Consider the following 13,208-nt stretch of genomic DNA (forward strand, 5'->3'; position numbering starts at 1 on the left):
CTCGTTAGCGGGAGGCGAATTCTACAGCGTTACACGCTGCTGTCAACACCTCTTTTTCTGCGCTTTCGACCGAGAAGATCGAATCGTTAATAGCGTCAAACAACACGACCCCATCAACTTCTTCTGGACTTCGATGAACTGAAGCAAATCGCTGTCTAATTCTGCATAACTCTTTGTTTACCAAGGAGTTTTACGTTTCGACTGCGCCGGAAGTGGGGCGAATTATAGACTTCCAGAATCTGCCGTCAACCATTAATTTGGTTTTCCTATCAATCCAGTGAAGCTGATTAAAAAACCACCAAAAGATACCCCTCTATATAGAAGAAATCTCCTAGATAACTCCCGCCTCTTTTAAAGCTTTCACATTCGCCGAGCCCAACCCCAACACATCCTGCAGTACCTGGGCCGTATGCTGCCCCAATAAAGGGGGTGCCGTACGGTACTCCACAGGCGTCTTGGATAACCTAATCGGACTGGCAACCAGCGGCACCCTACCTGCCAACGCATGCGGCAGGGATATCGCCAGCCCCCGCGCCCTCACCTGAGGGTCGGCAAACACCTGGGCCAGGTCATTGATCGGCCCACAAGGCACACCAACCAGCTCCAGTTGCGACACCCACTCAGCCGTCGTCTTGAAGACTGTAGCTTGGCGAATCAATGGAATCAGCTCAGTGCGGTTGGCAACCCGTACCTTATTAGTAGAGAACCGCGGATCATCCGCCCACTGCGGCTGTCCAGCCACTTCGGCAAACTTACGAAATTGCCCGTCATTACCCACCGTCAGGATGAAATCACCATCGGCCGTAGGGAAATCCTGATAAGGCACGATATTCGGATGAGCATTACCCAGTCGCTTTGGCGCCGCTCCCGTCGTCAGGTAGTTCATCGCCTGGTTAGCCAGACAGGCCACCTGCACATCAAGCAACGCCATATCGATATGCTGCCCACCCCCATCATGATCCCGATGCGCCAGCGCAGCCAGGATCGCCACCGTCGAGTAGAGCCCAGTGAGAATGTCAGTCAACGCAACCCCCACCTTCACCGGCCCGGCCCCCTCATCACCTTCCGGCCGGCCGGTAAGACTCATCAGCCCACCCAACCCCTGGATCATGAAGTCATACCCCGCGCGAGCGGCATACGGCCCCGTCTGACCGAAGCCAGTGATCGAGCAATAGATCAACTCCGGATTCACCTTCTTGAGCGACTCGTAGTCCAGCCCATACGCCGCCAGGCCGCCCACCTTGAAGTTCTCGATCAAGATGTCGGACTTAGCCGCCAGATCTCGCACCAGCTGCTGCCCCTCCGGGCGCGTAAAGTCGATAGTCACCGACTCTTTGTTGCGATTAGCCGACAAGTAGTACGCCGCCTCACTCGTGTTCTCGCCATCAGCGTCCTTAAGGAAGGGCGGCCCCCAGGCGCGCGTGTCGTCACCGCTACCAGGTCGCTCAACCTTGATCACCTCAGCCCCGAGGTCCGCAAGGATCTGCCCGGACCAGGGGCCCGCCAATACCCGTGACAAATCCAATACCCGCAGATGCGAAAGCGCGCCCATGCCGTTCTCCTATTAATAGAACGCCTGAAGACCGGTTTGCGCGCGCCCCAGAATCAAGGCGTGCACGTCGTGGGTACCTTCATAGGTGTTAACCACCTCCAGGTTTACCAAATGACGCGCCACTCCGAACTCATCAGAGATGCCATTGCCGCCCAACATGTCCCGCGCCATACGCGCAATGTCCAAAGACTTACCGCACGAGTTGCGCTTCATGATCGATGTGATCTCAACCGCGGCCGTTCCCTCATCTTTCATACGCCCCAGACGCAGGCAGCCTTGCAGCGCAAGCGTGATCTCTGTCTGCATATCGGCCAGCTTCTTCTGGATCAATTGAGTTGCCGCCAATGGACGGCCGAACTGATGGCGATCCAGGGTGTACTGGCGTGCGGTGTGCCAACAGAACTCGGCAGCCCCCAAAGCCCCCCAGGAGATGCCATAACGCGCCGAGTTAAGGCAGGTGAAAGGGCCCTTCAAGCCGCGCACATCCGGAAAAATGTTCTCTTCCGGCACAAACACGTTATCCATCACGATCTCACCGGTGATTGAGGCGCGCAGGCCGACCTTGCCGTGAATCGCCGGCGCACTCAGGCCTTTCCAGCCTTTCTCCAGGACAAACCCACGAATATCGCCAGCGTCGTCCTTGCCCCACACCACAAACACGTCCGCAATCGGGCTATTGGTTATCCACATTTTTGCGCCCGTCAGGCTGTAGCCGCCATCCACTTTGCGTGCACGAGTGATCATCGCGCCAGGATCGGAGCCGTGGTTAGGCTCGGTCAAACCAAAACAACCAATCCATTCGCCCGAGGCCAATTTCGGCAAGTACTTCTGCTTTTGCGCTTCGGTGCCGAACTCGTTGATAGGCACCATCACCAGTGACGACTGCACACTCATCATCGAGCGATAACCGGAGTCGACGCGCTCAACCTCACGCGCAATCAGCCCGTAGCTGACGTAGTTCAAGCCACTGCCCCCGTACTGCTCAGGAATCATCGCCCCCAGCAAACCGGCCTCACCCATTTCACGGAAAATCGCCGGATCGGTCTTTTCATGGCGAAAGGCTTCGAGCACACGCGGCGCCAGTTTGCCCCGGGCGAATTGCTCAGCGCTATCACGCACCATGCGCTCTTCTTCGGTGAGCTGTTGATCCAGCAGCAGTGGATCGATCCAGTTGAAGCTTGCCTTGCCAGCCATGAATGAGTCCTCGCAAAGAAAAATCAGAAGTCGTGGATGGAGCCTAGGCCGGGCAGGCGGGGAGAGCAAACGAGGTTTCTGCATAGGCTTGTGCTAATTTCTCACTTCGTAACCCCAAGAAACGCCGCAGCTGCAATTTTTATGTGAGGACAAGGTACATGCGCAGAAAAATCCCCAGCACCACCGCCCTTGTCAGTTTTGAAGCGGCAGCCCGCCACGAGAGCTTTACCAAGGCGGCGCATGAGCTTTCCATCACCCAAGGCGCCATTTGCCGACAGATCGCCAGCCTGGAGGAGTTTTTAAGTGTCGAGCTGTTTCGGCGCTCACGACGCGGGGTAAAGCTGACGGAGGCGGGGCTTTCGTACAGCCGTCGCATCGCCACGCAGTTGGACGCCGTGGAGCGTGACACCCTGTCAGTGATGGGCCAACAGGGCGCAAATACCATTGAACTGGCCGTAGTACCCACTTTTGGTACGCAATGGTTGATCCCTCGCCTCAAGGACTTTCAACGACAACATCCGGAGGTGACGGTAAACCTGACTAACCGCACGCGCCCCTTTCTGTTTGCCGATACAGAATTCGACGCGGCAATCTACTTCGGCGACGCAGATTGGTCAGGCACCGAATCCCACAGGCTCATGGGAGAAAATCCTGTCCCCGTGTGCAGCCCGCGACTATTGGGCGAACTTGAGCGATTCACCCCCCACGAGATAGCGGAACTGCCATTGCTGCAGCAGACCACCCGCCCTTACGCCTGGCGCCAATGGTTCAACGCCCAACAACTAAACGTTCCCCGCGACATGACAGGCCCGCGTTACGAGCTATTCTCGATGTTGTCTCAGGCAGCCATGCACGACATGGGTATTGCACTGATCCCGCCGTTCCTTATCCAGCGAGAACTGGACGAGCATCGATTGGTGATCGCAAGCCCGCAAGCGCTGAGCAGCTCGAAGGCTTATTACCTGATGATTCCTGACAGAAAAGTCGAATCAGCCTCGCTGCATGCGTTCAGAGACTGGTTGATCGACCAATCACAGCGCTACAGCCCCAGCATTTAAAGGACAATCTTCATATGCTGACTTTGTAGTCAGTTAAACTCTGATCCTACAGATATACGTATATGTCGCATTTAAACAGACTGTACCTGTCAACCTCAAACAAGGCTTAAGGCCATGTTTATCGTGGCTTGTAGCGACGCTCATCGGCCAATGCCCGACTATTCACGCCAACGATGGCAAAACACACAAGGATCAGCTGGAGCCCTTTAAATACCTGTATTTAAAGAGATTATTTCAAAGTGTTGCGACAATCAGTCACAGGGTGACTTGTAGTTAATTTTTCGTCACCCGTCATAATCCCTTGAAGGCCGTAAAGTTCGCCTGCAAAATGCCGCGCCCCGCTGTCATTTCAGCGGGATCGTGCTGATCGGCCGCCCCAGATGCGCCACTCACGGTGCACTGGCCTTTTTACAAAAAGATCAAAAGCAAAAAGATCATGCAGGAGATTTGACGTGCACATTGGTGTTCCTCTCGAAACCCAGACCGGTGAAACGCGGGTGGCTGCCACCCCGGAAACCATCAAGAAGCTGATCGGCCAGGGCCATAAGGTCACTGTTCAAAGCGGAGCCGGTATCAAAGCCAGCATCGTCGACAGTGCCTATGAAACGGCAGGCGCAACCATTGGCAGTGCCAGCGATGCGTTTGGCGCCGAGCTGATCCTAAAGGTGGTCGCCCCCAGCGACAGCGAGCTGGCGCTGATCAAAAGCGGCACCGTGTTGGTGGGCATGCTCAATCCGTTCAGCAACGAAACCATTGCCAAGCTGGCCGAGCAGGGCATCACTGCCTTCGCGCTGGAAGCGGCTCCACGTACCTCGCGCGCCCAGAGCCTCGACGTGCTGTCTTCCCAGGCCAACATCGCCGGCTATAAAGCCGTGCTGCTGGCCGCCCACCACTACCCGCGCTTCATGCCGATGCTGATGACTGCCGCAGGCACCGTCAAAGCCGCGCGCGTGCTGATCCTCGGCGCCGGTGTGGCAGGCCTTCAAGCCATCGCCACGGCGAAACGCCTGGGCGCAGTGATCGAAGCATCCGACGTGCGCCCTGCGGTAAAAGAGCAGATCGAATCCCTCGGCGCCAAATTCGTCGACGTGCCATACGAAACTGACGAAGAACGCGAATGCGCCGTCGGTGTAGGCGGTTACGCCCGCCCGATGCCGACCAGCTGGATGCAACGCCAGGCCCTGGCCGTGCATGAGCGCGCCAAGCAAGCCGATATTGTCATCACTACCGCCCTGATCCCCGGCCGTAAAGCGCCGACCTTGCTCAGCGCCGACACTGTCGCGCAGATGAAGCCCGGCTCGGTGGTCATTGACCTCGCCGCTGCCCAGGGTGGCAACTGCCCGCTGACCGTCGCCGATCAGGTGGTGGTTGAGAACGGCGTGATCATCTGCGGCCCGACCAACCTGGCCGGCGCGGTCGCCGCCGATGCATCGGCCTTGTATGCGCGCAACCTGCTGGACTTCCTGAAGCTGGTCTTCAACAAGGAAGGGCAGTTTGAAATCAACCTCGAAGACGACATCGTCGCCGCGTGCCTGATGTGCCGCGACGGCCAAGTCATCCGCAAAAACGCCTAAGCAGGGATTCAGACGATGGAAGAGCTTATCTCCCCCGGTATCTACAACCTGATCATCTTTGTGCTGGCGATTTATGTCGGTTACCACGTGGTCTGGAACGTAACCCCCGCACTGCACACGCCGCTGATGGCAGTGACCAACGCCATTTCGGCGATTGTGATTGTCGGCGCCATGCTCGCGGCAGCGCTGACCGTGACCCCGCTGGGCAAGACCATGGGCACCCTGGCTGTGGCCCTCGCAGCAGTGAACGTGTTCGGCGGCTTCCTGGTGACTCGCAGGATGCTGGAGATGTTCAAGAAGAAAGCCCCGAAAGTAAAAGAAGAGGCGCCGAAGTAATGAGCATGAATCTGGTGACGACGCTGTACCTGATCGCGTCGATCTGCTTTATCCAGGCCCTTAAAGGGCTGTCACACCCAACCACGTCGCGGCGCGGCAACCTGTTCGGCATGCTCGGCATGGCGCTGGCGGTACTCACTACCGTGGGCCTCATCTATAAGCTCGGCGCTGAGCTGGCCACTGCCGGCATCGGCTACGTGATCGTCGGCCTGCTGGTCGGCGGCACCGCCGGTTCGATCATGGCCAAGCGCGTCGAAATGACCAAGATGCCGGAGCTGGTGGCATTCATGCACAGCATGATCGGCCTGGCTGCGGTATTTATCGCGATTGCCGCCGTGGTCGAGCCGCAGTCCCTGGGCATCGTCAAACACCTGGGCGACGCAATCCCGGCGGGCAACCGCCTGGAGCTGTTTCTCGGCGCAGCCATCGGTGCGATTACCTTCTCCGGTTCGGTGATCGCGTTCGGCAAGCTGTCGGGCAAGTACAAGTTCCGCCTGTTCCAAGGCGCACCGGTACAGTTCGGCGGCCAGCACAAGCTGAACCTGGTGCTCGGCCTGCTCACACTGGGCCTGGGCCTGGCTTTCATGTTCACCGGCAACCTCAGCGCGTTCGCACTGATGCTTGCCTTGGCGTTCGTGCTGGGCGTGCTGATCATCATCCCGATTGGCGGCGCTGATATGCCGGTCGTCGTTTCGATGCTCAACAGCTACTCCGGCTGGGCCGCAGCGGGGATCGGCTTCTCGCTGAACAACTCGATGCTGATCATCGCCGGCTCCCTGGTGGGCTCCAGCGGCGCGATCCTGTCGTACATCATGTGCAAGGCGATGAACCGTTCCTTCTTTAATGTACTGCTCGGTGGTTTCGGCAATGCGCCGGATGCCGGTGCTGCAGCGGGTTCTAAAGAAGCACGCCCGGTGAAGTCCGGTTCGGCCGACGACGCCACCTTCCTGCTGACCAACGCCGACACCGTGATCATCGTTCCAGGCTACGGCCTGGCGGTGGCACGGGCACAGCATGCGCTGAAGGAACTGACCGAGAAGCTGACCCACCGTGGCGTGACCGTGAAATACGCGATCCACCCGGTGGCCGGCCGTATGCCTGGGCATATGAACGTCCTACTGGCGGAGGCGGAAGTGCCTTACGACCAGGTGTTCGAGATGGAGGACATCAACTCTGAGTTCGGCCAGGCCGATGTGGTGCTGGTGCTGGGCGCGAACGACGTGGTCAACCCGGCCGCGAAGAACGACCCCAATTCGCCGATTGCCGGCATGCCGATCCTGGAAGCGTTCAAGGCGAAGACCATCATTGTCAACAAGCGCTCGATGGCCAGTGGTTATGCCGGGCTGGATAACGAGCTGTTCTATCTCGACAAGACCATGATGGTCTTTGGTGATGCGAAGAAGGTCATCGAAGACATGGTCAAGGCCGTCGAGTAACACTGCTTCAGCGCAATACTCCAAACCCCGGCCTCCTGTAGGCTGGGGTTTTTTATTACCCCATGAAACCCGACCAAAGGCTCTAAATCGCTGCCCCGCATTCGACCATGGTAGCGGGCCGAAATTTTTTGAAATCACTACACTGCCCACCTTGCTTCCGTAGCCTGAGATAACAATTCATGTACCGTGATCGTATCCGCTTGCCTTCGTTGTTGAACAAGGTCATGAGCGCGGCAGACGCCGCCGCACTGATCGAGGACGGCATGACCGTCGGCATGAGCGGCTTCACCCGAGCCGGTGAAGCCAAGGCCGTCCCCCACGCCCTGGCCGAGCGCGCCAAGACGTCCCCGCTGAAAATCACCCTGATGACCGGTGCCAGCCTGGGTAACGACCTGGACAAGCAACTGACCGAAGCCGGCGTGCTGTCCCGACGCATGCCGTTCCAGGTCGATAGCACCTTGCGCAAGGCAATCAACGCCGGCGAAGTGATGTTTATCGATCAGCACCTGTCGGAAACCGTCGAGCAACTGCGCAACAACCAGCTCAAGCTGCCGGACATTGCCGTCATCGAGGCCGTTGCGATCACCGAACAAGGCCATATCGTGCCCACCACGTCCGTGGGTAACTCCGCCAGCTTCGCGATTTTCGCCAAGCAAGTGATCGTCGAGATCAACCTGGCGCACAACCCGAACCTGGAAGGGCTGCACGACATCTATATCCCGACGTATCGGCCAACCCGTACGCCGATCCCGCTGGTAAAGGTCGACGACCGCATCGGCAGCACCGCGATCCCGATCCCGCCGGAGAAGATCGTCGCCATCGTGATCACCAATCAGGCCGACTCAGCCTCCACCGTGACGCCACCCGACAGCGACACCCAGGGCATCGCCAACCACTTGATCAACTTCCTCAAGCAGGAAGTGGACGCCGGGCGCATGACCAACAAGCTGGGCCCGCTGCAGGCCGGTATCGGCAACATTGCCAACGCAGTGATGTGCGGCCTGATCGATTCGCCGTTCGAAGACCTGACCATGTATTCGGAAGTGTTGCAGGACTCGACGTTCGACCTGATCGACGCCGGCAAGCTGAGCTTCGCCTCGGGCAGCTCGATCACTTTGTCGGAGCGGCGCAATACCGACGTGTTCGGTAACCTGGAGCACTACAAAGACAAGCTGGTGCTGCGCCCGCAGGAAATCTCCAATCACCCTGAAGTGGTGCGGCGCCTGGGCATTATCGGCATCAACACCGCGCTGGAGTTCGACATCTACGGCAACGTCAACTCCACCCACATCTGCGGCACGCGGATGATGAACGGGATTGGCGGTTCCGGCGACTTCGCCCGCAACGCGCACCTGGCGATCTTCGTCACCAAGTCGATTGCCAAGGGCGGCGCGATTTCCAGCGTGGTGCCAATGGTCAGCCATGTGGACCACACCGAGCATGACGTCGACATCCTGGTCACCGAAATAGGCCTCGCCGACCTGCGTGGCCTGGCGCCACGGGAGCGGGCCCGCGTGATCATCGACAACTGTGTGCATCCGGCGTACCGCGATGCGCTGAACAGTTACTTCAACGCGGCCTGCGCTATCGGCGGGCACACCCCACACATCCTGCGCGAAGCACTGAGTTGGCACATTAACCTGGAAGAAACCGGGCATATGCTCAAGGCTTGATTGATACAGATCCGAGCTGATGCAAACACAGTTTCGTCAGCTCGATTGCACAACCCTGGCTTCTTGAAAAAACTGTACTGCTGTACCGGTCATTTCCTACCGAAAACTCCCATGCCAGCATCATAAAATGCCAATTTCGCACCGTTTCAGTGCGGACAGGTACAGTTGCCCCATTTACGTACAGTACAGCACCTATAAACAGTTAACTGGCCCCTCACAATACAGGTGAACTGTATCTAGAGAGTGTTGCGTCGGAAGAGGATCATTGGCATCAGTTAAACCACTACCTAATCCCGCCACAAGCGGAAGGATGTCATCATGGAACGTACACTCAGTTCCGAACTGTTCTTCGAAGAAAAAGCTGTAAACACCCAGGCTTCCCTGCCTTTGCGCGTTCTCGCCAACCTGATGTTGTGGCAGCGCCGCATCTCCAGCCGCCACCAACTGGCTCGTCTGGATTCGCGTCTGCTGGCTGACGCTGGTATCAGCGAAGCTCAACGCTACGAAGAGCTGAGCAAGCCGTTCTGGCGCTAATTGGCGCCCGCTGGCCCTGACCCACCGGGTCCACTGCCAGCACTGATTTGTCAAAACAAAGCCCGCCCCGGGAGACCGGAGGCGGGCTTTGTTGTTTCCAGGGCTGCCTTTTTTCCAGGACAAACAGAAGCCGTTGATCCAGACAGGTACAGTTTAAAAAATATAACAGTTAAGCAGTACAATTAAGTATTGGTGTATCTGTAACGGTCAAAGCAACTCGCCCACCATGGTGTTCCAGGACCTCATGAAAGGCGCTCACCATGGATACCCAACCTCCTTCTCTATGTAAACGGCTGTTACGCCGGACAGTTTCCACACTGGTCAAATGGATACGCCACGCCTACGAACGACGCCAACTGGCGCAGCTTGATCTTCGAGAACTCTCCGATGTCGGTATCAGCACGGGAGACCGAATGGCCGAGCTGTCCAAGCCGTTCTGGCGAGACTAGACAGTCAAGAAGCTTTCCGAACGGATAAACAGCGGCTTAATATCCAGCCATAACGTGGCGAACCGTTTAGAACAGACGTCTGATCCCCAATGGTTGCCCCGCTCCACCTTATTCGTTCATCTAGAGGAGTCACCCCATGTCCCGTATTCGCCTGCTCAGCGCTGCAACCCTGTTGGCCCTGGCCACCAACGCCAGCGCGACCAGCTTCATCGTGACCACCGACTCCATCGTCGGCGCACTGAAGGCAACTTCCGACGCCACCTCCGATGCCACTTCGTCCCTGCGGGATAACAAAGTCGTGCGCGCCGCCCGTGACGACGCAGCCAGCTTCGTCGCCAGCGAAGGTGCCATCCGCGGTGTGAAGCTGGAAAGCGCGCTGGCCCAGATCCGCCAACAAGCGCCACAACTGCATACTGCCACTGACGCACAGCTGGCCCAGGCCATCCTGGCCATTTGAGCGCGCTGACACAAAGGGAGCGCCCGTCGCTCCCTGATGCCGTCGCGCTGGCTCTCGCCCGGGCATTACGCTAGCCTTGGCGCTCGCTTTCAGTTGTCGAGTCCCATGGCTTTTTCATACCGCCTGCTAATAGTCCCTGTGTTGTTTTGCGCCAGTTGGTCGCCACTGGCTTCGGCCTTTGACCTGACCATCCAAAGCACCGTCGCGAGTGCGTACGCCACCAGCAAGGTGACTTCCGCGCCTTTCGACCGGAAAGTAGTCGTGGCCGCCCAGGATGATGCCGCTGCATTTATCGCCACTGACGGCCAATGGCGGGGCGCACGGCTGGAATCCGCACTGGAATATCTGCGCCGCACCCAACCAAAACTTAACGCCAGTGACCTTGAACTGGCGCAAGCAATTCTCGTCCAATAATCATCTTTGTATTTCGGAGTCATTCCATGCGTAGCCCGCTGATCGCCGCCACCCTTGGCCTGCTGTTGTTGGCCGACGTTGCCCAGGCGCATACCTTGGTGGCCACCAGTAACATCATTGTTCGCGCCTCTGGCCGCACCATTGATTTCACCTCGGACACCACCACCTCCATCCGCGACTCCAAAGTCGTGCGCGAAGCCCACGATGACGCGGCCAGTTTCGTCGCCACCAACGGCGAGATTCGTGGCGCACAGTTGGAAGCGGCCTTCGACACCTTGCGCACCCGCCTGCCGGAAGCGCGCGATGCCAGTGACCAGACCCTCGCCGAAGCTATTCTCGCTCTGTGAGGCGCCTTGTCGCCTGGCTCCTGGCCGGGACTGTGCTGCTGTGTGCCAGCGCAGCTCAGGCTAGCCTGCAACTGCGGCTCAAGCCAGAAGGCTTGAGCCCGGCCGAACAGCAGGCTAGCCAGGCATTGCTTGATGAAGCGATGCGCGCATTGCCACCGCGCTTTATCGAGCAGTTGGACCGGCGCATCGATGTCGGCTGGACCGACAAGATGCCCGAAAACGCTTACGGCCAGGCCTCCCTGGTGTCGGAACTGGACCTCAACCGCAACCTCCTGGCCAGCCTGACCGACGGCAGCGCCGCCACCCAGAAAACCAATCGCCCCCACGGCACCGTGCGCCGGGAAATGCTCGCCACCGTGCTGCATGAACTGACCCACATCTATGACCGTGCACGCCTCTGGTCCAAAGACGAACGCGCACTGATCCAGCGTTGCAGCCGCCAGAACAACATCACTGGCCTGATCGGCCTGCCCGATCAATGCCGTGGCCAGAATGACCGGCGCTTCACCCTCAGCGATGACCCGCGCCTGCTGGACCTGGCGGGCTGGCCGCAATATGTCGGCCGTCGCGGTGAACGCGAACAACACAACCGTCAGGTCGCGCGCAGCCCGGACATCTACGAAACCACCAGTCCGCTGGAATTCGTAGCCGTCAATATGGAGTATTTCCTCCTCGACCCAAGCTATGCCTGCCGGCGCCCCGCGCTGTTTCGCTATTACAAGGAACACTTCGGCTGGGCCCCGCCCGAACAAGACACTTGCGCCAAGACCTACGCGTTTCTCAACGCCGGCAATGATTTTGCCAAGACACCGTTGGGTCACGTCGACCCGGAGCGGGTCTACGAGATCGACTACCTGCTGGCCGAAGCCAACCAGAACCTGGTAAGCCGCTGGGGCCACAGTATGCTGCGCCTGGTGATCTGCGCGCCGGGCCGACCCCGTGGGCCGGACTGCCGGCTCGACCTGGACCAGCACCTCGTGCTGTCCTACCGGGCGTTCGTCGGTGACGTGCAGTTGTCCAGCTGGGATGGACTGGTGGGCAAGTACCCGTCACGGCTGTTCGTGTTGCCATTGGCTCAGGTGATCGACGAATACACCAAGACCGAACTACGCGGCCTGGCGTCCGTGCCCTTGAAACTGTCGCGCCAAGAGATCAACAACACCGTCGAGCACGCCGCTGAAATGCACTGGAGCTATGACGGCAACTATTACTTCCTGTCCAACAACTGCGCGGTCGAAAGCCTGAAGCTGCTGCGCAGCGGCAGCGCCAACCCGCAACTGACCGGCCTGGACAACATCACCCCCAACGGCCTGCTGGAAGTGCTGCAAGCCCGTGGCCTGGCGGATACCAGCGTACTCAACGACAAACGCGAGGCCATGCGCCTGGGGTATCACTTTGACTCCTTCCGCGAACGCTACCAGGCGATGTTCGACGTGCTGCGCAAACACTTGCCGATCAAACAGACCCAGGTTGAAGACTGGCTGTCTCTCAGTGCCGAACAGCGCCGCCAGTGGTTTGACCAGGCCGACCTGCGCACCAGCGCCGCACTGCTGCTGCTGGAGCAAGCGAGCTTTCGCAAACAGCTGATGCTGGCCCAGGACGAAGTCAAACAACGTTACCTCGGTGCACGCGAGCTGAAAAACGGCGGCATGGAGAAAGCCAACGCCACACTGCAGCAGATCCTCGCCAACAGTGGCTTCCTCAGCCGCCCGGCGGAATTGCTCGGCAGCGGCGGCTACGGTCTGCCGCAACCTTCGGAAGCCAAGCGCCTGGAATCGGAAAGCGCCGAGCGCCAGAAGCAGTTGCAATCGCTCACCGGCGAGCTGGATAAAGAGGTGAGGGCACTGCTGGAACCGTCCCGCGCGGCTGAGATTGCGGCGTGCGAAGCCAACCTGAAGCAGGTCGGTGAACACCTGCGCAAACTGCACAAAGCAGCGGGCGGCCTTGAGCTGCCCTGACGTACCCGGGATAAACACATTTGAAATGTGTACGTCTGAAGACCGTGCATCTTCCCACCACCAACTGTTTTGCCAACGAAAGCTGGCTGAAAGCTTACGCGTCTAGGATCGCCTCCAACTGCCGGCAACAGACCGGCTGTACACAACAACAATGGTGATCCCCGATGTCCGTCCGTACCCGCCTGTTCGTCCCAACTCCACCCGTACGCCTCGTGCCTTTCGTTCT

At 58.7% G+C, this 13,208-nt stretch carries 13 protein-coding genes; 11 read left to right on the forward strand and 2 right to left on the reverse strand.

Annotated features, from left to right (window positions below):
• Positions 1 to 331: 331 nt before the first annotated feature.
• Together FIV39_RS28555 and FIV39_RS28560 are read right to left on the reverse strand one after the other, a co-directional pair.
• Positions 332 to 1,552, reverse strand: a complete 1,221-nt coding sequence (locus FIV39_RS28555; RefSeq protein WP_090401234.1) for a CaiB/BaiF CoA transferase family protein — start codon at positions 1,550 to 1,552, stop codon at positions 332 to 334.
• Between the two features lie 12 nt (positions 1,553 to 1,564).
• Positions 1,565 to 2,746, reverse strand: a complete 1,182-nt coding sequence (locus FIV39_RS28560) for an acyl-CoA dehydrogenase (RefSeq protein WP_090401235.1) — start codon at positions 2,744 to 2,746, stop codon at positions 1,565 to 1,567.
• A gap of 158 nt (positions 2,747 to 2,904) precedes the next feature.
• Between FIV39_RS28560 and FIV39_RS28565 the strand changes: the two genes are divergently transcribed.
• The 11 genes from FIV39_RS28565 (at position 2,905) to FIV39_RS28615 (ending at position 12,982) form a co-directional block, all read left to right on the forward strand.
• Entirely contained in the window at positions 2,905 to 3,804 is a 900-nt protein-coding gene (locus FIV39_RS28565; protein WP_167361094.1) for a LysR family transcriptional regulator, read from the forward strand.
• A gap of 452 nt (positions 3,805 to 4,256) precedes the next feature.
• Positions 4,257 to 5,378: a Re/Si-specific NAD(P)(+) transhydrogenase subunit alpha gene (locus FIV39_RS28570; RefSeq protein WP_090401237.1), complete on the forward strand. Its 1,122-nt coding sequence runs from the start codon at positions 4,257 to 4,259 to the stop codon at positions 5,376 to 5,378.
• Between the two features lie 15 nt (positions 5,379 to 5,393).
• On the forward strand, positions 5,394 to 5,714 hold the full coding sequence (locus tag FIV39_RS28575) for an NAD(P) transhydrogenase subunit alpha (protein ID WP_003187417.1): 321 nt from the start codon (positions 5,394 to 5,396) through the stop codon (positions 5,712 to 5,714).
• The gene (locus FIV39_RS28580) at positions 5,714 to 7,150 is read left to right on the forward strand and encodes an NAD(P)(+) transhydrogenase (Re/Si-specific) subunit beta (RefSeq protein ID WP_090401238.1); all 1,437 of its coding nucleotides are present in this window, start codon (positions 5,714 to 5,716) and stop codon (positions 7,148 to 7,150) included. Before FIV39_RS28575 ends, FIV39_RS28580 begins: the two co-directional genes overlap by 1 nt.
• Positions 7,151 to 7,329: 179 nt before the next feature.
• Entirely contained in the window at positions 7,330 to 8,823 is a 1,494-nt protein-coding gene (locus FIV39_RS28585) for an acetyl-CoA hydrolase/transferase family protein (RefSeq protein WP_090401239.1), read from the forward strand.
• Between the two features lie 318 nt (positions 8,824 to 9,141).
• On the forward strand, positions 9,142 to 9,357 hold the full coding sequence (locus tag FIV39_RS28590; protein ID WP_003187413.1) for a DUF1127 domain-containing protein: 216 nt from the start codon (positions 9,142 to 9,144) through the stop codon (positions 9,355 to 9,357).
• 260 nt (positions 9,358 to 9,617) lie between these two features.
• On the forward strand, positions 9,618 to 9,806 hold the full coding sequence (locus tag FIV39_RS28595; protein ID WP_090401240.1) for a DUF1127 domain-containing protein: 189 nt from the start codon (positions 9,618 to 9,620) through the stop codon (positions 9,804 to 9,806).
• A 136-nt stretch (positions 9,807 to 9,942) separates the two neighbouring features.
• Positions 9,943 to 10,263 (forward strand): DUF2388 domain-containing protein, encoded by a 321-nt coding sequence (locus FIV39_RS28600; protein ID WP_090401241.1) that lies wholly within the window; start codon positions 9,943 to 9,945, stop codon positions 10,261 to 10,263.
• Between the two features lie 105 nt (positions 10,264 to 10,368).
• Complete coding sequence (locus FIV39_RS28605; protein ID WP_090401242.1) at positions 10,369 to 10,677, forward strand: DUF2388 domain-containing protein; 309 nt, start codon at positions 10,369 to 10,371, stop codon at positions 10,675 to 10,677.
• A 26-nt stretch (positions 10,678 to 10,703) separates the two neighbouring features.
• The gene (locus tag FIV39_RS28610) at positions 10,704 to 11,024 is read left to right on the forward strand and encodes a DUF2388 domain-containing protein (RefSeq protein ID WP_027608008.1); all 321 of its coding nucleotides are present in this window, start codon (positions 10,704 to 10,706) and stop codon (positions 11,022 to 11,024) included.
• Positions 11,021 to 12,982: a DUF7844 domain-containing protein gene (locus FIV39_RS28615; RefSeq protein WP_090401243.1), complete on the forward strand. Its 1,962-nt coding sequence runs from the start codon at positions 11,021 to 11,023 to the stop codon at positions 12,980 to 12,982. The genes FIV39_RS28610 and FIV39_RS28615 overlap by 4 nt, the downstream gene beginning before the upstream one ends.
• Positions 12,983 to 13,208: the final 226 nt, after the last annotated feature.

It is taken from the genome of Pseudomonas grimontii (assembly GCF_007858185.1).
Classification (GTDB): domain Bacteria; phylum Pseudomonadota; class Gammaproteobacteria; order Pseudomonadales; family Pseudomonadaceae; genus Aquipseudomonas; species Aquipseudomonas grimontii.